27 protein-coding genes are annotated in these 23,135 nt (G+C 46.8%); 10 read left to right on the forward strand and 17 right to left on the reverse strand.

Going from position 1 to position 23,135, the window contains the following annotated elements; genetic code table 11:
- Window positions 1-4 precede the first annotated feature (4 nt).
- The 11 genes from KWJ01_RS24465 to KWJ01_RS24515 all read right to left on the reverse strand — a co-directional run bounded on the left by KWJ01_RS24465 (window position 5) and on the right by KWJ01_RS24515 (window position 9,962).
- Window positions 5-496, reverse strand: coding sequence for an OmpH family outer membrane protein (locus tag KWJ01_RS24465; RefSeq protein ID WP_370634797.1), 492 nt, complete (start codon window positions 494-496; stop codon window positions 5-7).
- Window positions 497-545: 49 nt separating this feature from the next.
- The gene (locus KWJ01_RS24470) at window positions 546-3,275 is read right to left on the reverse strand and encodes an outer membrane protein assembly factor (RefSeq protein WP_224999765.1); all 2,730 of its coding nucleotides are present in this window, start codon (window positions 3,273-3,275) and stop codon (window positions 546-548) included.
- Entirely contained in the window at window positions 3,272-4,021 is a 750-nt protein-coding gene (locus tag KWJ01_RS24475) for an isoprenyl transferase (RefSeq protein ID WP_224999766.1), read from the reverse strand. Before KWJ01_RS24475 ends, KWJ01_RS24470 begins: the two co-directional genes overlap by 4 nt.
- 84 nt (window positions 4,022-4,105) lie before the next feature.
- Window positions 4,106-4,840, reverse strand: coding sequence for a DUF6089 family protein (locus KWJ01_RS24480; protein ID WP_255651205.1), 735 nt, complete (start codon window positions 4,838-4,840; stop codon window positions 4,106-4,108).
- Window positions 4,841-4,898: 58 nt separating this feature from the next.
- Complete coding sequence (locus KWJ01_RS24485; protein ID WP_224999768.1) at window positions 4,899-5,984, reverse strand: DUF6089 family protein; 1,086 nt, start codon at window positions 5,982-5,984, stop codon at window positions 4,899-4,901.
- Between the two features lie 78 nt (window positions 5,985-6,062).
- Window positions 6,063-6,938, reverse strand: a complete 876-nt coding sequence (locus KWJ01_RS24490) for an NAD kinase (protein WP_225000359.1) — start codon at window positions 6,936-6,938, stop codon at window positions 6,063-6,065.
- A gap of 17 nt (window positions 6,939-6,955) precedes the next feature.
- A complete protein-coding gene (locus KWJ01_RS24495; protein ID WP_224999769.1) occupies window positions 6,956-7,621 on the reverse strand; it encodes a CBS domain-containing protein in 666 nt (221 codons plus the stop codon).
- Window positions 7,618-8,388: an alpha/beta fold hydrolase gene (locus KWJ01_RS24500; protein ID WP_224999770.1), complete on the reverse strand. Its 771-nt coding sequence runs from the start codon at window positions 8,386-8,388 to the stop codon at window positions 7,618-7,620. The genes KWJ01_RS24495 and KWJ01_RS24500 overlap by 4 nt, the downstream gene beginning before the upstream one ends.
- Before the next feature lie 24 nt (window positions 8,389-8,412).
- Complete coding sequence (locus tag KWJ01_RS24505) at window positions 8,413-8,988, reverse strand: aminodeoxychorismate/anthranilate synthase component II (RefSeq protein ID WP_224999771.1); 576 nt, start codon at window positions 8,986-8,988, stop codon at window positions 8,413-8,415.
- 5 nt (window positions 8,989-8,993) lie between these two features.
- Entirely contained in the window at window positions 8,994-9,500 is a 507-nt protein-coding gene (locus tag KWJ01_RS24510) for a CvpA family protein (protein WP_224999772.1), read from the reverse strand.
- A gap of 3 nt (window positions 9,501-9,503) precedes the next feature.
- A complete protein-coding gene (locus KWJ01_RS24515) occupies window positions 9,504-9,962 on the reverse strand; it encodes a GatB/YqeY domain-containing protein (RefSeq protein ID WP_224999773.1) in 459 nt (152 codons plus the stop codon).
- 95 nt (window positions 9,963-10,057) lie between these two features.
- On the opposite strand from KWJ01_RS24515, the gene KWJ01_RS24520 reads away from it, so the two are divergent.
- Together KWJ01_RS24520 and KWJ01_RS24525 are read left to right on the forward strand one after the other, a co-directional pair.
- On the forward strand, window positions 10,058-10,777 hold the full coding sequence (locus tag KWJ01_RS24520; RefSeq protein ID WP_224999774.1) for a pyridoxine 5'-phosphate synthase: 720 nt from the start codon (window positions 10,058-10,060) through the stop codon (window positions 10,775-10,777).
- A gap of 358 nt (window positions 10,778-11,135) precedes the next feature.
- Window positions 11,136-11,906, forward strand: a complete 771-nt coding sequence (locus KWJ01_RS24525) for an alpha/beta fold hydrolase (RefSeq protein ID WP_224999775.1) — start codon at window positions 11,136-11,138, stop codon at window positions 11,904-11,906.
- Here the strand turns inward: KWJ01_RS24525 and KWJ01_RS24530 are convergent.
- Window positions 11,890-12,111 carry a DUF2905 domain-containing protein gene (locus KWJ01_RS24530; protein ID WP_224999776.1) on the reverse strand — a complete coding sequence of 74 codons (222 nt, stop codon included), beginning with the start codon at window positions 12,109-12,111 and terminating at the stop codon, window positions 11,890-11,892. The genes KWJ01_RS24525 and KWJ01_RS24530 overlap by 17 nt on opposite strands.
- A gap of 24 nt (window positions 12,112-12,135) precedes the next feature.
- On the opposite strand from KWJ01_RS24530, the gene KWJ01_RS24535 reads away from it, so the two are divergent.
- On the forward strand, window positions 12,136-12,867 hold the full coding sequence (locus tag KWJ01_RS24535; protein ID WP_224999777.1) for an SAM-dependent methyltransferase: 732 nt from the start codon (window positions 12,136-12,138) through the stop codon (window positions 12,865-12,867).
- Between the two features lie 79 nt (window positions 12,868-12,946).
- Window positions 12,947-14,257 (forward strand): methionine adenosyltransferase, encoded by a 1,311-nt coding sequence (gene metK, locus KWJ01_RS24540; RefSeq protein ID WP_224999778.1) that lies wholly within the window; start codon window positions 12,947-12,949, stop codon window positions 14,255-14,257.
- A 153-nt stretch (window positions 14,258-14,410) separates the two neighbouring features.
- Here metK and hpf read toward each other — a convergent pair whose 3' ends face one another.
- The 5 genes from hpf to KWJ01_RS24565 all read right to left on the reverse strand — a co-directional run bounded on the left by hpf (window position 14,411) and on the right by KWJ01_RS24565 (window position 17,563).
- Window positions 14,411-14,719 carry a ribosome hibernation-promoting factor, HPF/YfiA family gene (gene hpf, locus KWJ01_RS24545; RefSeq protein ID WP_224999779.1) on the reverse strand — a complete coding sequence of 103 codons (309 nt, stop codon included), beginning with the start codon at window positions 14,717-14,719 and terminating at the stop codon, window positions 14,411-14,413.
- A 33-nt stretch (window positions 14,720-14,752) separates the two neighbouring features.
- Entirely contained in the window at window positions 14,753-15,634 is an 882-nt protein-coding gene (locus KWJ01_RS24550) for a tyrosine-type recombinase/integrase (RefSeq protein WP_224999780.1), read from the reverse strand.
- 115 nt (window positions 15,635-15,749) lie between these two features.
- Entirely contained in the window at window positions 15,750-15,944 is a 195-nt protein-coding gene (gene rpsU / locus KWJ01_RS24555; protein WP_224999781.1) for a 30S ribosomal protein S21, read from the reverse strand.
- A gap of 108 nt (window positions 15,945-16,052) precedes the next feature.
- The gene (rpsU, locus tag KWJ01_RS24560; protein ID WP_061990041.1) at window positions 16,053-16,253 is read right to left on the reverse strand and encodes a 30S ribosomal protein S21; all 201 of its coding nucleotides are present in this window, start codon (window positions 16,251-16,253) and stop codon (window positions 16,053-16,055) included.
- 170 nt (window positions 16,254-16,423) lie between these two features.
- Complete coding sequence (locus KWJ01_RS24565) at window positions 16,424-17,563, reverse strand: acyl-CoA dehydrogenase family protein (protein ID WP_225000360.1); 1,140 nt, start codon at window positions 17,561-17,563, stop codon at window positions 16,424-16,426.
- A 216-nt stretch (window positions 17,564-17,779) separates the two neighbouring features.
- Between KWJ01_RS24565 and KWJ01_RS24570 the strand changes: the two genes are divergently transcribed.
- The 6 genes from KWJ01_RS24570 to KWJ01_RS24595 all read left to right on the forward strand — a co-directional run bounded on the left by KWJ01_RS24570 (window position 17,780) and on the right by KWJ01_RS24595 (window position 23,119).
- Window positions 17,780-19,114 carry a UDP-glucose/GDP-mannose dehydrogenase family protein gene (locus KWJ01_RS24570; RefSeq protein ID WP_224999782.1) on the forward strand — a complete coding sequence of 445 codons (1,335 nt, stop codon included), beginning with the start codon at window positions 17,780-17,782 and terminating at the stop codon, window positions 19,112-19,114.
- The gene (locus tag KWJ01_RS24575; protein ID WP_224999783.1) at window positions 19,107-20,063 is read left to right on the forward strand and encodes a UDP-glucuronic acid decarboxylase family protein; all 957 of its coding nucleotides are present in this window, start codon (window positions 19,107-19,109) and stop codon (window positions 20,061-20,063) included. The genes KWJ01_RS24570 and KWJ01_RS24575 overlap by 8 nt, the downstream gene beginning before the upstream one ends.
- A complete protein-coding gene (gene galE, locus KWJ01_RS24580) occupies window positions 20,063-21,091 on the forward strand; it encodes a UDP-glucose 4-epimerase GalE (RefSeq protein ID WP_224999784.1) in 1,029 nt (342 codons plus the stop codon). Before KWJ01_RS24575 ends, galE begins: the two co-directional genes overlap by 1 nt.
- Before the next feature lies 1 nt (window position 21,092).
- Complete coding sequence (gene rfbB / locus KWJ01_RS24585) at window positions 21,093-22,148, forward strand: dTDP-glucose 4,6-dehydratase (RefSeq protein WP_224999785.1); 1,056 nt, start codon at window positions 21,093-21,095, stop codon at window positions 22,146-22,148.
- Between the two features lie 193 nt (window positions 22,149-22,341).
- A complete protein-coding gene (locus KWJ01_RS24590) occupies window positions 22,342-22,779 on the forward strand; it encodes a hypothetical protein (RefSeq protein WP_224999786.1) in 438 nt (145 codons plus the stop codon).
- Window positions 22,780-22,837: 58 nt separating this feature from the next.
- A complete protein-coding gene (locus KWJ01_RS24595) occupies window positions 22,838-23,119 on the forward strand; it encodes a 4a-hydroxytetrahydrobiopterin dehydratase (RefSeq protein ID WP_255651206.1) in 282 nt (93 codons plus the stop codon).
- Window positions 23,120-23,135 lie beyond the last annotated feature (16 nt).

Consider the following 23,135-nt stretch of genomic DNA (forward strand, 5'->3'; position numbering starts at 1 on the left):
GTTTTTATTTGATTGTGTCTTCTTTATCACCTAATCCAAGCTCTTCCAGCACATAGTCTGTATAATCATGGACAGGATTTGTGTAAATTATTACCAGTTCTCCTGATTTATCAAAAACAACCTGCAGTTTTTGCTTTACAGCTACCTTTTCAACAGCATCAAAAACTTTTTCCTGCACCGGCTGTAAAAGCTCTTTCTGCTTCAGAAAAAACATGCCTTCGTAACCAAACACCTTGGTCTGGTAATCTTTTAAGGTTTGTTCTCTCTTTTTTATATCAGTGAGCCTTTCCTGCTTCATGGCATCGGTAAGCAAAACCTCTTCGGTTTTAAGGGCACTGTAAAGTGCTTCTATTTCCTTTTGCTTATCCTTTATCTCATCCTGCCAACCCAGGGATACCTTTTGTATCTCCTGCTGTGCCTCTTTATACTCCGGCATCTTGTTCAGGATGTATTGCGTATCTACATAACCAAATTTCTGGCCAAACACGTTCGGCACGGCCAAAAAAATGAAAAAAAGTAGAAAATAAATTTTCCTGTTCATTCAACTAGCGTAATTGCTGTCCAATTGTAAAGTGGAACTGAGGTCCGCTGGCTCCAGCGTTGCCAGGTACCTGGTCGAAGCCATAGCCCCAGTCTACACCAATCAGGCCAAAGGCAGGCATGAAAATCCTGGCACCTATACCGGCAGAGCGGTAAAGCTTGAATGGATTGTATTCGGCATAGCTGCCCCAGTTATTACCCGCCTCGGCAAACGCCTGTATATAAATGGTAGCAGAAGGCTGCAGTGATATCGGGTAACGAAGCTGCAGGGCAAACTTATTATAGATAATACCTCCAATTCTGGTACCCTGTGCATTTGTTGGCATGATCGAGTTATTCTCATAACCTCTGAGGCCAATGATGTCACGACCAAGCAGATATCCGCTCGACTGGCCCGAAAGACCATCACCACCCACCACAAAGCGCTCAAACGGGCTGATAGGATTTCCGCTGCCATAGGAGCCGATAAAGCCCATATTTGCTTTGGTATTGATTACCAGCTTGCCAATTACCGGCGTGTACAGCTCGGCATCGAACATATACTTGTGGTATTCAACCCATTTATAACGATCTTCATCAGCCACATCTGTACTGTAATTCCTGTCATTAAACAAGGAATAAGGCGGCGTAAAGCTTGCCGAAAGCGTGTAGGATGAGCCGCTCAAGGGATAGATTGGTGCACTCACACTATTACGCGCAAGGGTGGTGTTGAAGGTGATGTTATTAGCATTACCATTCAGAATTCCTATATCCTGCCCCAGGCTATATCCAGCTGCAGGCTGTCCTTCTTCATCTAGCCGGGTATATATATTGTATATCTGGTAAGAAAGGGAGTTCCTGATCTGGAAGAAGTCGTCAGGCCATTTAGCACGGCGGCCAAGTCCTACTGAAACATTCGTTACCCGCAGGTGACCAGACTGCTCACCAAAGGTAAACAGGTTAGCTCCTGATCCGTAGTAGCGCTGAATAGAGTGGCTAAGGTTTACACTAAATGAGTTAGGCTTTTTACCACCCAACCATGGCTCAGAGAAAGTGAACGAGTAGCTCTGGAAACGACGGCCGCTTGCCTGTGCTCTTAGGGCCAGCGTTTGGCCATCTCCTACCGGCAATGGATCCCAGGTGCTTGGTTTAAAGATATTCTGAATGGAGAAGTTATTGAACACCAGACCAAGTGTACCAATAAAGCCACCATAACCGCCTGCACTGCGGCCACCCCAGCCTGCAGACATTTCTATCTGGTCGCTTGGACGCTCCTGTACGGTATACTCAATATCTACAGTACCATCTGCAGGGTTTGGTATAGGATTGATGCCGAAGCTTTCCTGATCGAAATAACCAAGCGCCAGAATTTCACGCTGGGTACGGATTACATCGGTACGGCTGAATTTATCACCAGGCAGGGTACGTACTTCACGTAAAATCACATGATCTTTCGTCCGTTCGTTGCCATTGATGATAATCCTTTTGATAGTAGCCTGCGGACCTTCCTGTACACGCATCTCCACATCAATGGAATCGCCTTCCACTCTTACTTCAACAGGTTTGATGCTGAAAAAGAGGTAGCCATTGTCCATGTAAAGCGAACTGATGTCCAGGCCGTTTGGATTGTAGTTGAGCTTTTTCTGGATAAGCTCCATGTCGTACACATCGCCTTTGTTAATTGCCAGCACACGTGCCAGGGCGCTGTCGCTGTGTACATAGTTGCCAGACCAGTCTATTTCGCGGAAATAGTATTTACGGCCTTCTTCTACATCTATGTTAAGTACCAGCATGTTTTCCTTAGGAGAGTGGTAGAGCGAATCTCCTACTATCCTGGCATCACGATAGCCTTTGGAGTTATAGAATGCAATAACTGCATCTTTATCTTCCTCAAACTCATCGCGTACAAATTTAGAGCTGCTAAAGAAGTTTGGCTTAACATGCGTAGCCAGGTAATCTTTAACATCCTGTGTTTCTATTTCTCTTGTGTTGGAGAAGAACTCAGCAACATCTGATGGGCGGAAATTAATGATTCTGCTGAAAAGATCTTTGAAAAGGGTAACGCGTGGTTTCTCCTTTGTATTCTTCATCCTGGCCTTCAGGCGGGAGTCTGCCAGGCTTTCGTTGCCTACAAAATTGATCTGGTCAATTCGCTGCTTTTTACCTCTTGTTACCAGCACACGCAGCTTAACACTGTTGGCCAGGTTTTTTTCTTTTTCCGGAATTATTTTTACAGAAGCATTAAGATAGCCTTTGTCAACAAAGTACTTTCTTACACTTAGTTCAGTATTTTTAATGAGGGCGTCGGTTACCACCCTGCCCCGGATAAGCTTTACCTGTTCCTTGATATCATCAGCCTGGCTCCGGTTTACTCCTTCAACCTCATAGCTGGTAAGGCGGGGGCGTTCTGTGAGCCCTATTTCCAGCCACACTTTATCGCCTTCTATCTTAGAGATATATACACCAACATCGCCAATAATGCCCTGTTCCCAAAGCTTATTGATGGCACTGGTAATGGCATCGCCCGGTATTCTGATACGGTCGCCAGCCCGCAGGCCAGTAAGAGATACCAATGCATCTGCATTCAGGGTTTCTACCCCTGTTACGGTAATTTCTGCGATTTCGTACTCCTGGGGGTTCGCGTAATTTAACTCAACGCCTGATTGTGTGCGGCCTGAACGCCGCAGACCAACCTGGGCATCAGCTAATATGGGCAATGTTGCCAGCCCTAGGCACAATAAAAAGATCCTTATCATCCCTGTTTACTCAGGTTAATTTGTTCACTTGTTTTACCAAAACGTCTTTCTCGCTGCTGATAGGACAAAATAGCCTCATACAGATGTTCTCTCCGAAAGTCTGGCCATAGCACTTCCGTAATGTAGAGCTCGGTATATGCCAGCTGCCACAGCAGAAAATTACTAATGCGCATTTCACCACTGGTGCGTATCAATAATTCCGGGTCTGGTATGGGATGCGTACATAACTGCTGTTCAAATAGTTCCTGAGTAAGCGCCTCTGGCGCCATTTTACCTTCCTGAACCGCTTTCATCAGGTTGCGGGCAGCCTGCATAATTTCCCAGCGGCCACTATAGCTAAGTGCTAGTGTAAGCGTAAGGCCAGTGTTATGCTGCGTTTGGCTGATTGCTTCATGCAACTGTTTCTGACAGCTACCGGGCAAATCATCCAGATTACCGATATGGTTTAGCTTTACATTGTTCTTTTGTAGTGTACCTACTTCTTTTCTGATGGTAGATACTAAAAGCTCCATAAGGGCATTCACTTCTGCTTTAGGCCTGTTCCAGTTTTCTGTAGAGAAGGCATAAAGCGTTAGGTATTGTACTCCTATCTCTGCACAGCCTTCGGTGGTTTCGCGTACAGCCTGTATCGCATTCCGATGGCCAAACACCCGGGCTGCTCCCTGTCGTTTGGCCCACCTTCCATTCCCATCCATTATAACGGCAATGTGGCGGGGTAAATTATGCAGATCAAGTCTTTCTTTCATCCCAACTGTCCGGTAAAATCAATTTGCAAAGGTAATGAAAATTACCCCTTTAGCGGCAACAGTATATAAATTTATATTAATTTCTTACAGATACTTTTTAGGATTGAAATGATATGGACATGGAATAGTCCAGAAGGTATAGCTTAGCGTGATGCCTGTAGTAAAATACCAGTCGTTGTGGTTTGGGTTTCCGTACTGGTAGCTTTTACGAGGAGCAGCACCTCCCACTGTAGGGGGCACTTCTCCGGTATTATCCAGGTAATCAAAAAAAGTTTTGCGGGCCATCCATTCAATACCAAGTGTCCAGGCAGGATTTATATGATACTCCACCCCAAAACCCACCGGAATAACCGGCTGATAATTTTTAAATTCTGCTGTCTTAATTGAATGGGAATATGCACGAACAGGATCTGATGGGCGATAGCTATCATAACCATGCTGCAGCATCATTCCTATCCCTCCCACAAAATATGGAGTCCAGGGAAGCTGCCTGTCATCAAAAAACTTAAAATCATAGAAGTTGTATTCAAACAGAACCGACAGTTCATTAACCCAGTTATTGAACTGCCCCCTGTTGCGTGCATTTGCAAAAGCATCGTAGGGGCGCTCATCACTGCCAACCAGTTTGCCCACCATTACATTGCCCCTAAGGCTCATGTAGTTATTCAGGTTGTAGCGGTAAAAAATAGAACCGGCAGGCCTGTGGTTCCTGAAGGAATAGTTTTGCACCAGGTCGCCCACATAATTGCTGGCCCCCAAAGATATCCCCACTTCATGAATCTGAGCCTGGCCAACTGAAGCGCAAAGTAAGAAAGCCATAAAAAAAGGAAAAACCCGAGTGAGTTTTCCCCCTGTAATTATGCTGGTGCCTGTGCTGTTACCTGAATTTAGCATTACGTAAGTTGGTTCCGAGGATGTAAGTTAAAGAAATACTCGTTACAAGATAAACGTCTTTATCATCTTTTCCGCGTATGTTAACTGGATCTTCTAACCCATACCCCGCAAAACGTTGATAAATATCATGTTGTGGATTTAATGGATTACTCCAAGGATGAGCAGAATCTTCCGAGCCAAGAAATCGAAATCTATCGTATGATAAAATTTCGCTAACATCTAGCTCATTACTTCTATATGCCATTATTCTAGCTAAATTGGCCTGAGGTCCCTCACCAAAGCTTTCTGGATCTCTGTAAAGATTGCTTACATCATCTACATAATCAGTAAATGTTTGGCGATAAGATATTTCAAATGCTAAATTCCAGTAACGATTCACTTTATAACGAACTCCTGCTCCCACTGGTATGGCAAAGGCAAAATTACTGTAATTTTTATCCTCTGTTCGCAGGGGCTTTAATTCTACCCATTCATCTGGCGACACTCCACCATACCTTTCATCATTATCCTGGATCTGGCTTGGGTTTGTAACATCATAGTGCACATAATCAAACTCTGGCACACGTGCCCATGGGTTATGATGAAATACAGCAATACCCGCAAACAGGTATGGTACGAATTCCGGACGGGTGATAAAAGTTCTGGAGTGTGCTTTCAGGTCAAACACCATCATTGCGGACAACTCTTTGATGTCGTTACGAAAGTGCAGGTTCCTTACATGACGTGCAGCTTCTGGACTTCCGAGCTCAGAGGTGGCATCGTCGCCTTTCAGGCGGCCCCACATAAAGCTACCCCGAAAGCTATACCATGTACCTAATTTGCGCTCTGCCGTAATGCCAATACCGGGGCGGGTAAAGGAAATATCGGTACTGGCAATTCTGTTTTTAGGTGCAAGGTCACCAAAGTAGTTCATCGCATTGATGCTGCCCCCAACCATCCAATAGCGCCTGTTCTTATTAAAAGCCCTTAAATTACCCCTGTACTGCCCAATACTTCGCTGAGCCAGTGCATCCTCCGCTACCAGGGTAAAAAAGGTTAAAACGAGCAGGTATGTGTAAAGCTTCTTCATAGACAACATTGAATACCAGACCAAACGCTAAAAGAAGTTAGGCCAATACAAAACTATAAAAAGTTCCATAAAAACAAATCAATTACGATTATCTAAACCCCAGTTTAACTTTTGCCGGAGGGTATCGAAGAAATTGTAACCTGTAAGTTTTACCAGCTTTGCGCGAAATTTCTCCTTTCTTACTGCCATTTGTATGCCAGCATCTACTGTTCGGGAACGGGAATCAAGGGACACCAGAAAGTGGTTGCTTCTGCCTTCGATCTCAAAAGAAATTACACTGTTATCGGATACAACCATTGGCCGTACATAGAGGTTGTGCGGGCTTACAGGGGTAACCACAAAATTATTTGACTGCGGCAATACCAATGGACCACCACAGCTCAAAGAATAACCTGTTGAACCTGTAGGAGTTGCTACAATCAGTCCATCTGCCCAGTAAGAATTTAAAAATTCTCCATCTATGTATGTATGTACTACAATCATAGAAGAAGTATCTTTTTTCAGTATCGTAAAATCGTTCAGGCCAAAGTTTCTTCCTTCAAATAAATCCTGGTCGGCATCCAGGTGAATAAGAGTTCTGTACTCGTGGCTGAAGTAGTTATTGTAAAGCGCATCCACCACCTCCCTGATCCTGTCTTTGGGCATGGTGGCTAAAAAGCCCAGCCTGCCTGTATTAATACCCACAATGGGAATCCCCAGGTCACCTACATAGGTAACCGTATCCAGCAGGGTACCATCACCACCCAGGCTAAAGATAAAGTCCATCCCCTCCAGCGAATCGTTCCTGGAAAACATACGGGCTTCCGGAAGACTGTGCTCAAATTTAGAGAGGTTTTTCTGAAGGGGCTTGGAGATGTACAGCTCTGCCCCGCGGGCAGAAAGCTCATCAAACACCTGCTGTATGTAAAACACACTATCAGGATTCACAGCTTTTGCGTGCAGGGCAATCTTCATCAAGAAAAAGTTTTGATTTAAATCTCCAGGAAACGGATAAGCATGTCGAGCCGGTCTTTGTCGTTAGACATCACCTCTGTTTCCTGAAAAGTAGCAATGATCCGGTAGCCAAAACGCTCAAGCGTAGCAATGATTCGGGATATATCTTTTTTATTGATCTTTAATGTAAGCTTAATGCGGCTGGGGTCGTGCAGATCTGTGCTGATACTGCTGCAAAGTATTTTTCCTCCATCTGACTCAATGAGCCTGCCTATTTCGGCCATAGAGTAATCTACCTGGTTAAGCGAAAGAATCATGATGGCCCCCGGGCTCTGTACCGCGGCTGTCTGGGCAAAGGCTGCAATGGTATCTTCCAGGGTAATTACCCCCTGGTAAAGGCCCTCACCATCCAGCACGGCAACAGTTTGTACGCCAAACTCTGCAGCAGCTTTTATGATATCATAAAAGTGCTGATTTTCATATACAAAGCAATTCTTATCGACAAGCGGAAAGCTGCCAACCTGCTTTTTTTGCTGAGCGGCCTCTAGCACTGCCTCATCCCTGATTAAGCCTGCATATATGCCATTCTCAACCACTGGCAGCTGGTTAACGCGCAGCTCTTCCATCCAGTGCAAGGCTTTTTCTGCCAGATCTGAGGGATGTAGCGAGGGTATTACAGGATTGATCAGTTCGGTTGCTATCATGCAAGTGCAGCGTTAGTAGTCTTTAAATATTCACTTAAAATCTGGTTAAACTTCTCGGGGTGTTCCATCATAGGCGCATGGCAGCATTTGTCGATAAACCGCAGTGTTGAATTTGGTATCAGGCGGTTAAACTCATGCGCAACCATGGGTGGTGTAATAGTATCGTTAAGCCCCCAGACTAATAACGTAGGTACTTGTATTTTTGGTAAATCCTGAGCCAGATTATGTCGTTGTGCCGATTTGGCTATGGCCACAATGCGCATACATTTAGGAATGCTCTTCGTGGTTTCAAACACCTCATCAATGTATTCTTTGGTGGCTACCTTTGGATCATAGAAAGTGTATTCAACCCTTTCCTTTATGTACTCATAGCTGCCACGCTTGGGGTAGGAACCGCCCATTCCGTTTTCAAAAAGGCCGGAACTCCCGGTAAGTACCAGGCGCTCTACTTTCTCCGGATTGGCCAGCGTATAGAGCAGTGCGATATGACCACCCAGGGAGTTGCCCATGATGGTCATACGATTAAGTTGAAAATGCTTTACAAACGCCTGCAAATGGCGTTGCAAACCTTCCAGATCGGCCTGGCGCAGTGGCATTTCATATATAGGAAGCATGGGTATTACCACCCTGTATTCAGAACTAAAGCGATTCACTACACCTTCCCAGTTACTTAGAGCACCAAAAAGCCCATGTAACAGCAACAGCACCTTGCCCTGCCCTTCATCGATGTACTGAAAATCTCCTTCTTCTCTAATGCGTAACTTCATGAGTATTTAGTTTGCTTATGGCCACTACTGATGGCCTGCAATTTTATTAAAACTAAGCCAATTTTTTAACAATGCCAACCCGCTTTCTGTCAGGATAGCCTCCGGATGAAACTGTACCCCTCTTATCGGAAGTGAGGTATGGCGTAAGGCCATCAGTTCGCTCTCGGCCGTTTCTGCAATAGGTTCCAGGCATGCCGGCAGCTCCTTTAACAGCAGCGAATGGTAGCGCACTACCTGCAGCTGGCTGGGCAAACCATCAAAAAGATAATCTGGCTTGCAGAAAATCTGCGATAATTTTCCGTGCATTGGCCGCTGTGCCTTATGTAAACGAGCCCCGAAAAATTCTCCTAACGCCTGGTGCCCCAGGCATACCCCTAAAATGGGTACACGCTGGTAGTTGTATGCAATAATATCCATTAAACAACCAGCCTTGGCAGGTGTTTGCGGTCCTGGAGATAAGATAATAGCCTGGTAGGGAATTCTCTGGATTTTTGCCAGTGGCTGATCGTTCTGCACCACCTCACAGGCAACCCCTAGCCGGTGTATATAGTCGGCCAGGTTCCAGGTAAAGGAATCGAAATTATCGAGCAACAGCACCATAGCTTTTATGATGGGTTAAAGAAACGGCGTGCTGCAGGCAGCGCCTGCCCGATGAGATCGAAAAATGCTGGCGCCAGGGGAGCAAGCAAATCGTAAAACCAGGATTGGGTTAACAAGCCCCCTGGCCGGTTCAGTTCCATTGTTGATGCCACCCAAAATAGCACACTGATGCCCAGCGCCCATTTTAACAGACCCGCAACTGCGCCCAGCAGACTATCTACCACACCTAAAAAGGTAAGGTGAAGTGCCTTGCTGGCTATATTGCCAATAAGGTTAATGCCTACCACCACCAAAACAAACAGCACAAAAAAGGCAATGTAAGGCAGCAGGCTCTCATTTATATCAACATAGCCAGATAACCAGTCGATGCTCCACTGCAGCATCTTAAGGCCTACCACAATGCCTATTACAAATGCAACAATACCAATAATCTCGAGCAGGAGCCCTTTCCTAAACCCGCTAAAGGTACCCCAGATCAGCAGGAGTAAAATAACTACATCTAATGCGTTCAAATATTAGCCCATTTGGTTTAGGAGGCTTTTTACCATGTCGGCAATGGTTTTGCCTTCGGCACGGCCGGCCAGCGATTTACTGGCAGAACCCATTACCTTGCCCATGTCTTTGGCACCGCTAGCACCTGTTTGCTGAATAATCTTTTGCAGCTCGGCGCGCATTTCATCTTCGGTAAGCTGCTTGGGCAGGTAACGCTCCACAACCTTTAGCTCGGCTTCTTCTTTTTCGGCCAGATCGTCGCGCCCCTGCTGCCTGTAAATCTCAAGGGCTTCCCTGCGCTGGTTAGCCGCTTTTGTAAGTATCTTCAGCTCGGTTTCCGGCATCATTTCCCCATCATGGCCTTTTTCTGTTTCGGCCAGTAAAATCAGGGATTTGATAGCACGCAGCGCACGCAGCTCATCTTTATCTTTGGCGCGCATGGCTGTTTTGATATCATCTTCTATCTGAAGCTTCAGTGACATAAAAATTCAGTTTAAACGTAAAATACCGTATTTTCGCAACAAAGTTAGGGATTTCTGGCACATGCAGAAAGTGCTAACCTTCAATAAACCTGCTTATGACAAAGCTTAGCGTTAATATCAACAAAATAGCCACCTTACGCAACTCCCGGGGTGGTAACCGTCCGGATGTAGTACAGGTAGCGCTGGATTGCGAACGTTTCGGCGCACAGGGCATTACCGTTCACCCCCGCCCCGATGAAAGGCACATACGCCGCAGCGATGTATTGGCACTGCAAAAGGTGGTAACCACTGAATTCAACATAGAGGGCTATCCCGACCAGCGCTACATGGATATCATTGAGCAGGTACGGCCGGCACAGGCTACCCTGGTGCCTGATCCGCCCACAGCCATTACCTCTAATGCCGGCTGGGATACCATCAAAAACAAAGCATTTTTACAGGATATACTTAAAACCCTTAAGGGCTGGGGTGTACGTACCTCCATCTTTGTTGATCCGGACGAAGATATGGTGGAAGGCGCTGCCCAATGCGGCACTGACCGCATAGAGCTCTATACCGAAGCCTATGCTGTTGGCTACCACAAAGACCGACACGAAGCTGTTAAGCCCTACACCAATGCCGCGTACAGGGCAAAAGCGCTGGGCCTGGGCATTAATGCCGGCCACGACCTTGACCTCGACAACCTTGCTTTCCTGAAACAGGCCATCCCCTATATGGACGAAGTTTCCATTGGGCATGCCCTCATCAGTGATGCCCTCTACTTTGGCCTGGAGAATACCATACAGATGTACCTGCGGCAGCTGGAGGAGCGCTAAGGTGTGCTGTTTGAGGAGAGCATACATCATTGCACATAAACTGCAGGTCTTTGGGCAATATTTATGCTGTGTCCAAGTACTACAGACCCAAAAGTATTTGTAATCTATATCATGCACCCCGGACTAAAGTCCGGGGCTAATTATGAGCAGTAGTAAAATAATTACCCAGCTTAGCTTATGTAGAGGCAGGCTTATTTAGTCCCGGACTTCAGTCCGGGGTGCGCCATATCCAACTACTCTGTAAGCTCCACAAATTGGTCTAAACCCAAAGTACAAAACCTTTCGCCTCCAGAAACCTTATTCAATAAACCTTTACAAATTCTGATTTACCACTTTTTAATTCTCCACACGATCAGGCATGAAACTTTACTATAGAGAAACAGGGCAGGGACAAGCAATCATAATCTTGCACGGGCTTTTTGGAGCGGGCGACAACTGGCTTTCTGTGGCCAGGCTACTGGAAGAGGAGTACCGCGTGATTTTGCCCGATGCCCGTAACCATGGCCAATCGCCACACAGCGATGATTTCAGCTATACTGCTATGGCCGCGGATCTAAACGAACTGCTGGATGCACTTGGCCTGGAGAGTGCGCTGTTTGTGGGCCACTCCATGGGTGGAAAGGCTGCCATGACTTTTGCTGTTAACGCTCCCGAGCGCGTTCAGAAACTGGCAGTGGTAGACATCGCACCAAAATACTACCCCGTACACCACCAGACTATTCTTAAAGCTTATTCTGAAATAGACCTGGCCCAGCTAAAAAGCCGTGGTGATGCCGATAAAGCCATGGCCGCCTATATAAAAGACATAAGCACCCGCCAGTTTTTGCTCAAGAATTTAACCCGCACCGACAGCGGAGGCTTTGAATGGAAGCACAACCTGCCAGTTATCAGGGAGCAGATTGAAAATGTGGGGGAACCACTGCCCGAAAATGCCCGGTACGAAAAACCTACCCTCTTCATTTCCGGCAGTCAGTCAGACTATATTCAAAGCCAGGATCATACTGCCATCAGGCAGCATTTCCCGAAGGCACGCATCGAAACCATACAGGGCGCAGGCCACTGGGTGCATGCCGAAAAGCCCGAAGCGGTGGTACAGCTGCTAAAAGAACTCTTTAACGAAAACGACTAATAAACCAGAGCACCAGGCTTAGGATAATGCTGATGAGGATGCTGGTAGCCAGCGGGAAGTAAAAGGTAAAGTTCTTTTTCTTCACTACGATATCACCCGGCAGGCGGCCGCCAAAAGGCAGGCGGTCAAAAAAGAGTAAGAGCAGGCCAGCCAGCAGCAACAGCCCGCCAACAGCAATCAGAATTTTGGCAAGTTGGCTATACATAATTAACCTATACGAACAGAAAGCATGCAGGAAAAAAAATGGGGGCGTCTTTTTTTGATACCCAGTGTTTTGGCTGAAAATACTGCAGCTGCGGTAATTCCACAACAGGTACAGGAGCTATGTAAAGAACTGAAGTACTACCTGTGTGAAAACATTCGCACCTCCAGGCGCTTTCTTAGCAGCTTAAAATTGGGCCTCACCATAGAAGAGCTGCAGTTTGAAGAACTAAGCAAAGACACACCCGATGCCGGTGTGCCAGATTTATTAGCCCCACTGCTGCAGGGGCATGATGTAGGCCTCCTCTCAGAGGCGGGCTGCCCTGCCGTGGCCGATCCGGGGGCACGGGCAGTAGCTCATGCACATAAACTAGGCATACAGGTAGTGCCCCTGGTGGGCCCCTCCTCTATTTTGCTGGCGCTGATGGCCTCTGGCTTGAACGGACAGGAATTTGCCTTTAAGGGTTACCTGCCGGTAAAAAACCCGCAGCGAATCAATACCATTAAGGAACTGGAAAAAAATGCCAGGGCAGGGCAGAGCCAGATTTTTATGGAAACCCCTTACCGCAATAACCAGCTCCTTGCAGATGTACTGCAAAGCTGCCAGCCAGGTATGCTGCTGTGCATAGCCGCTAATATTACCGCACCGGAAGAATTTGTTCGCACCCGCACCATCGCCGAATGGAAAAAGAATCAGCCCGATTTGCACAAGCAGCCTGTAATTTTCATTCTGGGCTCGGTCCCTTCTTATAAAAGTTAAGCGAATAGTTGAGAATTGTGGTACCTTTAAGCAAATTTGCGTTTCTAACAGCAACTTACGAAGCATAATATATTTGAACATGTCATATCTTTTCACCTCGGAGTCTGTTTCTGAAGGACACCCTGATAAAATCGCTGACCAGATCTCTGACGCCATACTGGATGCCATGCTGGCACAGGATCCTGATTCAAGGGTAGCCTGCGAGACGTTTGTTACTACCGGTCTGGTTGTGGTTGGTGGCGAAGTTACCACCAAAGCTTATGTTGAAATACAGGAGGTAGTGCGCGAAACCATCAAACGCATTGGTTACAACAAGGATGATTATAAGTTCGATGCTGAATCATGCGGTGTGATGGTAACACTCCACTCTCAGTCTCCGGATATTGCCCGTGGTGTAGATGCAGATAATGAGAAAGACCAGGGTGCCGGCGACCAGGGCATGATGTTTGGCTATGCCACCACAGAAACCCCTGAATATATGCCAATGGCACTGGCCTTCTCGCACCGCCTGGTGAAAGAGCTGGCAGATGTTCGTAAAAACAATGCTGATTTAATGCCCTACCTGCGCCCCGACGCAAAGGCCCAGGTAACCATAGAATACAGCAACGATGGCACTCCACAACGTGTACATACAGTGGTAGTTTCTACCCAGCACGATGCATTCGTAAAGCCAAAAGATTCTTCTGCAGGAGCGCAGGCCGAAGCCGACCGCCAGATGCTGGAAAAAATACGCAAAGACGTAATCGAGCATATAGTACCTAAGGCTATACCTGCCGATATGCTTGATGAAAACACCATCTTCCACATAAACCCAACCGGCAAATTTGTAATTGGCGGTCCGCATGGCGATGCCGGTTTAACAGGCCGTAAAATTATTGTAGATACCTACGGTGGCAAAGGTGCCCATGGTGGTGGTGCTTTCTCCGGAAAAGACTCCTCTAAAGTAGACCGCAGTGCTGCCTATGCCGCACGCCACATTGCCAAGAACCTGGTGGCAGCCGGCGTTACCGACGAGGCCCTGGTGCAGGTAGCCTATGCCATTGGTGTAGCCAAGCCGGTTTCACTGAACGTTAACACCTACGGCAAGGCAAAAGTAAATATGAACGATGCTGAAATCAGCAACGTGATCAACAAGTTGTTCGATATGCGCCCCAAAGCCATTGTTGAGCGCTTTGGGCTTAAAAATCCAATCTTTGGCCTTACAGCTGCCTATGGACACATGGGCCGAGACTCCTACAGCCAGGAAGTAGAGCTCAATACGGTAGATGTAAAAGACAATGGTGAAGAAAAACACCAGGTGCACCGCCGCGTGAAAAAGCAGCTGGAGTTCTTTACCTGGGAGAAGCTTGACTATGTTGACAAGATCAAAGAAGCCTTTGGCCTGAAATAGTAAATGGCAAGGCGCTAGAGTATATGATATGCTTTAGCTAAAAATAAATGAATAAAAAAGAGAGGCTGCTTCAGATTGAAACAGCCTCTCTTTTTTTTGATGGTATTGGTATTTATCAATATACCATATACACATTGTACTATATACTATCTATCAAGGCTGCTGCGGGTGGGAAGCCTGCTTTTCTTTTAGCTTGCGGATCTGGCGGCGCAGGGCCTCCACACAACCATCTATGCCGGCTTCAAAAGAATCGGCCTGCTCTTTGGCAAAAAGTGATTGGCCTGGTACATATATCTTAAGCTCCGTAATTACAGAATCTACAGATGTGTTATTTGGGCGCAGGTATACTTCTCCCTCTATAATTCTATCGTAGAACGTCTCAAGTTTATCTACTTTCTTCTGAATAAAATCATTCAGCCTCTTATCGTTCTCGATTTCTACATAATTGATGTTAAGTTTCATACTTATACTATTTAAGTTAGTAATAAAAATATGCTATGCTTTTGGGTGTGCCTGCTCAAAAACCTTCCGGAGTTTTTCCATGGAGTTGTGCGTATACACCTGTGTGGCTGCCAGACTACTATGTCCTAATAAATCTTTCACTGCGTTCAGGTCAGCCCCACGATTTAGCAAATGCGTAGCAAATGTATGACGCAAAACATGAGGGCTTTGTTTTTCAGAAGATGTAAAAGTACCCAGATACTTGCGCACCAGGCGGTACACAAACATCGGGTAAGCCTGCTCTCCCTTATCGGTCACCAGCAGGTGTGCACTGCTATCGGCACCAAAAGCAGCACTCTTGCTGCCAATGTACTTTCGCACAAGTTCCTGCAAGGGTTTAGCCATGGGAATTACCCGCTCCTTATTGCGCTTACCCAGTACCTTAATCACCCCTTCGTGCAGGTTTACATTGCTAACCCTAAGCTGCAGTAATTCCGAAAGGCGTATGCCGGTACCATACAGCAGCTCCAGCACCAGCCTGTCGCGCCAGCCTTCAAAGGTATCCGGAAAGGGAATATTATCCAGCAGGCGGTCCATCTCTGCCTCCTGCACAAAATGAGGGAGCCCCTTTTGCACTTTGGGCGCCCGCACTTTTACGGTGGGGTCCTGCTGCACGGCTTCTCTTTTCAGCAGAAACTTATAGTAAGAGCGTAAGGTAGCCAGTTTCCTATTTACACTGCGGGTAGACATACCCCCTTCTACCAGTGCCAGCACCCACGAGCGCAGGTGCAAATGGGTTACGGCAGTAGTATCGGCAAGCGCATAGGTTTCCTGCAGATAGGCTTCAAACTGGCCCAGATCGGCCTCGTATGCAGTGAGGGTGTGGGCGCTGTAGCGGCGCTCGTAAGCCAGGTACCGAAGAAAATTAGCAATCATGCCTCTCTAAATGATCAGTACCAACTTAAACAATTTAAAAGAAAAAGCCCGCGATTGCGGGCTCTTTTATAGACAAGATTCTGGATCTTATTCAAGCACAGGGCAAGCTTTAAGCTTATAGTTGCTCCTGTTGTTGCATTTGCTGGCGATAAGCCGCACGAATCTTTTCAGTTCTACGTATTACCGATGGTTTTTCAAAAGCAGTGCGTGCGCGCAGCTCTCTGATCACACCAGTACGCTCGAATTTTTTCTTGAAACGCTTTAGCGCCCTATCGATCGATTCGTTATCTTTTACGTTTATTACGATCATGCTTATACACCTCCTTCCACCAAAATTTTGGTGCGCAAATCTATGTAATTGTAATAATAATTACAATACTGCTAAAGAAATGTGTTTAAGCAAGAAAACGAATTGGCCTTAACCGTTCTGCTGCTCCTGGCTCTGCATCTTCTGGCGGTATGCAGCTTTGATTTTTTCAGTGCGGCGTGCTACTGATGGTTTTTCGAAATACTGACGTGCACGCAGTTCTGTTAGGGTACCTGCACGCTGTGATTTTTTCTTCAGGCGCTTAAGTGCTCTATCAATTGATTCGTTTTCTTTTACGTTTACTACTAACATCTTAAATTTTTCCTTTACAAAAACTATTTATAATGAATTTGGGCACAAAGATAACTTCTTCTGTCTATATAAGACTATAAATGTACAGACAGTTCCTTAAATAGCACGAAAAAAAAGCCCTCCGGGTTTTTCAAACCGAAGGGCTCCTATCACTAAACCCAGAAAAAAAACTATTTTAACAGCTGGCGAGAGATCACCAGCTTCTGAATTTCTGATGTTCCCTCACCAATGGTGCACAATTTAGAGTCGCGGTAATGTTTTTCTACCGGGTAATCCTTAGTATATCCGTAGCCACCAAATATCTGCACAGCCTCTGTAGACAGCTCTACAGCTACCTCCGATGCATAGTATTTTGCCATGGCCGACTCTTTGGATACCGGCTTATTATTGTTCTTTAAAGCAGCTGCCTGGAAGGTAAGCAGGGTAGCGGCCTCCAGTTTTGTAGCCATATCGGCCAGTTTGAAGGCGATACCCTGAAACTGCGAAATGGGCTGTCCAAACTGCTGGCGCTCTTTAGAATAGGCTATTGATGATTCCAGTGCCCCTTTGGCGATCCCAAGGCTAAGGGCAGCAATAGAAATACGGCCGCCATCCAGAATCTTCAGTGCCTGTATAAAGCCATCGCCTACTTTTCCCAAAACATTTTCTTTCGGCACCTTACAATCCTGGAAAATAAGTTCAGTGGTTTCTGAGGCACGCATGCCCAGCTTATCTTCCTTGCGGCCGGCACTAAAACCTGCTGTACCTTTTTCGATGACAAAGGCAGTCATGGCATGCGAATCGCCGGGCTCGCCGGTGCGTGCTATTACCACCGCCACATTGCCGGATTTGCCATGGGTGATAAAATTTTTAGAGCCATTCAGCACATAATGGTCGCCCATGTCTCTGGCTACCGTCTTCATATTACCGGCATCAGAACCTGTATTTGGCTCTGTTAAACCCCAGGCACCCAGCCATTCGCCTGTGGCCAGTTTGGGCAGGTATTTCTTTTTCTGCTCTTCATTACCAAACATCAAAATATGATTGGTGCATAAAGAATTATGCGCTGCCATAGATAAGCCAATGGCACCATCAAATTTTGAAACCTCAATGAGCGCTGTTACGTATTCGAAATAGCCAAAGCCAGAACCTCCATACTCTTGCGGTACCAGCACTCCCATCAGTCCCAGTTCGCCCATTTTGCGGAACAGTTCCACTGGAAAAATCTGCTGGTCATCCCATTCCCGGCGGTAGGGCTCTATTTCCCGGCTTGCAAAATTATTGACCATATCAGCAATCATGCGCTGATTTTCATTGTAGTCGAAGTTCATACCGGAGTGAACCTCCTGTTCAAAAATTGTTTCTTCTGCCATAATGCTAAAATACGAAAATGTACAGATTTACCAAACTAACATTCGTTCGGATAATAAAAAGTAAATTAAAACGCTTATTAATCTAATTTTTCTTTTCTTGCTATTAATCTGATAGCTTTGTACTAAATCATTTTTTAATCAATCATCATTTTATCACAATAACCTACTCTTTGTATGAGAATAGCTGTAGTTGGTACTGGCTACGTTGGCCTTGTTACCGGAACTTGTTTTGCCGAAACTGGCAATCATGTAATGTGTGTGGATATTGACGAGCGCAAAGTAAATAAGTTGCGTAACGGTCAGATCACCATTTATGAACCAGGCCTGGACGTTCTCTTTGAGAGAAATATCAAGCAGAAACGCCTGGAATTCACCACAAACCTGGCCGAAGGTATCAAAGGTGCCGAGATCATCTTTCTGGCCCTGCCCACACCTCCCGGTGAAGATGGCTCTGCCGACCTTAAATATATCCTGAAAGTTGCCGATGATTTAGGACCACTCCTGGAGCAGTATACTATTATAGTAGATAAAAGCACCGTACCCGTAGGTACTGCCGAAAAAGTACGTGATAGAATTGCTAAAAATGCCAGGGTAGAATTCGACGTTGTTTCTAACCCCGAGTTCCTGCGCGAGGGTGTGGCGGTAGAAGACTTTATGAAGCCAGACCGTGTGGTAATTGGTACTGAGTCGCCAAAGGCCCGCAAAAAAATGGAACATCTGTATGCTCCGCTGGTACGCCAGGGCAACCCGGTAATCTTTATGGATGAGCGCAGCGCAGAGTTAACCAAATATGCAGCCAACTCATTCCTGGCAACCAAAATCACGTTCATGAACGAGATTGCCAATCTTTGCGAATTACTGGGAGCCGATGTTGATGCCGTACGCCACGGTGTTGGTACCGACAGCCGCATTGGCAAGCGCTTCCTGTTTGCAGGTATTGGCTACGGTGGCAGCTGCTTCCCTAAAGATGTGCAGGCCCTGGCAAAATCATCTAGCGATGCCAACTACGAATTCCAGATCCTGCAGTCTGTAATGGAAGTAAACCAAAATCAGAAAACCAAACTTATTCCTGCAGTTAAGGAGTATTTTGATGGCGATCTGAAAGGTAAAACCATTGCGGTTTGGGGCCTTGCCTTTAAACCATATACTGACGATATCCGTGAAGCTCCCGCTCTTTACAACATTGAAGCCCTGCTTGAGGCTGGCGCCAGGGTAAAGGCCTACGATCCGGAAGCTATGGAAAACGTACGCGAGCAGCTGGGAGATCGTATAGAGTATTGCGACAGCATGTACGAGTGCATCAGTGGTTGTGATGCCCTGATGATCATGACGGAGTGGCCCGTATTCCGTACCCCAGAATTCGACCAGCTGGAAAGCACGCTCAATAACAAAGTGATCTTTGATGGCCGTAACCTTTACGAGCCAGAGCAGATGGAAGAACTAGGGTTTACTTATATAAGCATAGGTAGAAAAGCTGTAAACCCTAAAGTAAAATCAGTACATGCCTAAGAAAAGAGTTTTAGTTACCGGGGGTGCGGGCTTTTTAGGCTCGCACCTTTGCGATAGATTTCTGGCCGAAGGTTATCATGTTATTGCCATGGACAACCTTATTACAGGTTCCATGGAAAACATTGAGCACCTGATGGCCCGCCCGGACTTTGAGTACTACCACTGCGATGTAAGCAAGTATGTACACGTGCCGGGCGAGCTGAAATATATTCTGCACTTTGCCTCTCCGGCCAGCCCTATTGATTACCTGAAGATGCCCATCCAGACCCTGAAAGTAGGTTCGCTGGGTACACACAATCTGCTGGGGCTTGCAAAGGCAAAGGGTGCCAGAATGTTGATTGCCTCTACCTCTGAGGTGTATGGCGATCCGCTGGTGCACCCACAGACAGAAACCTACTGGGGCAATGTAAACCCGGTTGGTCCGCGTGGTGTGTACGACGAAGCCAAACGCTTCCAGGAGGCCATGACCATGGCTTACCACACCTTCCACGGCCTTGAAACCCGCATTGTACGTATCTTCAACACCTACGGCCCGCGCATGCGACTGGACGATGGCCGTGTGCTGCCTGCCTTTGTAAGCCAGGCCCTGCGTGGCGAGGATCTTACCATTTTTGGCGATGGCTCACAAACCCGCTCCTTCTGCTATGTAGATGACCTGGTTGAAGGCATTTACCGCCTGTTGCTAAGCGATTATGCCCATCCGGTAAACATTGGCAATCCTGCAGAAATTACCATTCGTGAGTTTGCAGAAGAGATTATCCGCTTAACAGGCACCGAACAGAAGGTTACTTATAAGCCACTGCCGCAGGACGATCCCAAGCAGCGTCAGCCGGATATCTCGGTTGCCCGTGAGGTACTAGGCTGGGAGCCTAAGTACAGCAGGGCCGAAGGCCTGAAGCCAACCCTCGAATACTTCAAGAAAAAGGTTCTACAGAAGCAGGAAGCTTAATGAAATCTAAAATACTAGTTACCGGCGGCGCCGGCTATATAGGCTCACACACAGCAGTGGCACTTGCCACTGCCGGGTATGAGCCTGTACTTGTTGATAACTTCGTCAACTCCTCTAAAAGTGTGCTGGAAGGCCTGAAGCAGATCCTGCAGGCCGAACCTACCTTTTATGAGGCAGATTGCACCGATAAGCAGCAGATGGAGGCCATCTTCAAAAAAGAAGGCAACATCCGCGGGGTTATTCACTTTGCTGCCTATAAAGCAGTAGGCGAGTCTGTAGCAGAGCCTATCAAATACTACCAGAACAACCTGGGGTCTTTGCTGGTGCTGCTGGAGCTTATGGAGCAGTATGGGGTGGCAGAACTGGTGTTCTCCTCCTCCTGTACTGTGTACGGCCAGCCCGATGAGCTGCCTGTTACAGAGCAAAGCCCTACCAAGCCTGCAAACTCGCCCTACGGCCGCACCAAGCAAATGTGCGAAGACATTTTACGCGATGCCGTAGCCAGTGGGCGCAAGCTAAAAACTGTAGCGCTGCGTTACTTTAATCCCGTAGGGGCACACCCCAGCGGCCTTATTGGCGAACTGCCAAATGGGGTACCTAACAACCTAATTCCGTTTGTTACCCAGACAGCTGCCGGCTTACGCGAAAAAATCACCGTTTTTGGCGATGATTACAATACCTCAGACGGCACCTGCATTCGTGATTACATTCATGTGTTGGATCTGGCAGATGCACACATCAAAACATTTGAGTACCTGCGAGATCGTTCAGAAAACTCTTTCTATGATGTGGTGAATGTGGGAACAGGACAGGGCAATTCAGTGTTGGAGGTTATTCAGACTTTTGAGGAAGTTAGCGGAAAGCCGCTCAACTACCAGCTTGGCCCACGCCGCCCCGGCGATGTGGAGCAGGTTTGGGCAGATGTTGCCAAAGCAAACAATGTTTTGAACTGGAAAACTCAACACAGCCTGAAAGATGCCTTAAAAGACGCCTGGCGCTGGCAGCAAAATTTGGTTAAAACAGAATAGTATGTCTAAAAGTATTATGATCACCGGTGGTGCTGGCTTTATAGGTTCACATGTGGTGCGGTTATTCGTAAACAAATACCCGCATTACAATATTGTAAACCTCGATGCACTCACCTACGCAGGTAATCTCGAGAACCTGAAGGACATAGAAAACAGGGAAAATTACACCTTTGTTAAAGCTGATATCTGCAAGGCAGAGGAAATTGAGAATGTTTTCAGAGAACACAATATTACTGATGTTATTCACCTGGCAGCAGAATCGCACGTAGACCGTTCTATAGCCGACCCCATGGCTTTTATCATGACCAATGTGGTGGGTACGGTAAACCTGCTCAATGCTGCCCGCAAAGCCTGGGCAGGCGAATATGATCAGCACCGCTTTTATCATGTTAGTACAGATGAGGTATACGGATCGCTGCACGATGGTGGCTTCTTTGTGGAAACCACGCCATACGATCCGCAATCGCCTTATTCTGCTTCTAAAGCCAGCTCCGATCATTTTGTGCGTGCCTATGCCAACACCTATGGCATGCAAACGGTGATCAGCAACTGCTCCAACAACTATGGCCCCAACCATTTCCCGGAGAAGCTGATTCCCCTCTGCATTTACAACATCAGGCACAACAAGCCCCTGCCCATTTATGGCAAAGGCGAAAATGTACGCGACTGGCTCTATGTAGTAGACCATGCCCGCGCAATTGATGTGGTATTCCACAATGGTGCTACCGGCGAAACCTATAACATTGGCGGCTTCAATGAGTGGAAGAACATTGATATTGTGCGGCTGCTGTGTAAGGTAATGGACCGCAAGCTTGGCAGGCCAGAGGGCGAATCAGAAAAGCTGATCACCTTTGTAAAAGACCGCGCCGGCCACGACCTGCGCTATGCCATTGATGCCAGCAAGATCATGAACGAGCTGGGCTGGCAGCCCTCGCTGCAGTTTGAGGAAGGCATCGAAAAAACCGTAGACTGGTACCTGGCTAACGAAGAGTGGCTACAAAATGTAACCTCCGGAAACTACCAGGATTACTACAGCGAACAGTACGAAAAAAGGTAATTTAGTGAAGCCCCGCCAGCAAAGCGGGGCTTTTTTATTAGGCAACAGGTTTCAGCTGAAAAACCACTAAGCCTAATTAACAAATAAGAGGCAGCTGACCATTGAATTAGAAGATGCGCCACTATCAAAAACAACTATACCTATTAAACCATTTTGTCTATATACCCAATACAACTTACCACATACCCTACCGATGCACATCCTGCTTCATACAGATGTAGAACAGCCCCTGAAAAAAGTAGCTGATGGTTTTAACGAGAAATTATTCCGGGCCCTGGCACCCCCTTTTCCCAGGTTAAAGCTGCTGCGCTTCGATGGCAGTAAAAAAGGAGACTGGGTGGCCATGGAACTCCACTTCGGGCCACTGAAGCAAACTTGGGTAAGCGAAATTGTGGCAAATGGCCAAACGGCAAAAGAATGGTATTTTATAGACGAAGGCCGAAAGCTTCCCAAACCCTTGCAATATTGGCATCACCACCACCGGCTGCTTGCCTTGCCAGGAAGCGGTACCCGTATTGTGGATGATATCACCTACAGCACCGGCAACAGGCTGCTCGACCTTGCCCTCTACCCTGCCCTGCTGGCTCAGTTCCTCTATCGCAAACCGGTATATAAAAAGTTTTTTAGATAAATTCCCCGCAAAAGAGTTCTACAGGTATGGGACATCAGGCCTGGGATATGAACACCCAATGAGCAATACCCCACAGGCAGAAAACATTCACTCATTCACTATTAATATGTGGCAGGAACAAGACAATAAGCTCTCCCGCAGCTTCGAATTTAAAGACTTTTCTGAAGCCTGGGCTTTTATGAACAGGGTGGCACTTTTAGCCGAAAAAATGGATCACCACCCCAACTGGAGCAACGTATACAACAAGGTAAACATAGAGCTCACCACCCATGATGCCGGTAATACAGTTACCGAGCGTGACAGAAAGCTTGCCAAGGCTATTGATAAGCTGCTGGCGTAGCATTTTTTTAATACCT

It is taken from the genome of Cesiribacter sp. SM1, assembly GCF_020178975.1.
Taxonomy (GTDB): domain Bacteria; phylum Bacteroidota; class Bacteroidia; order Cytophagales; family Cyclobacteriaceae; genus Cesiribacter.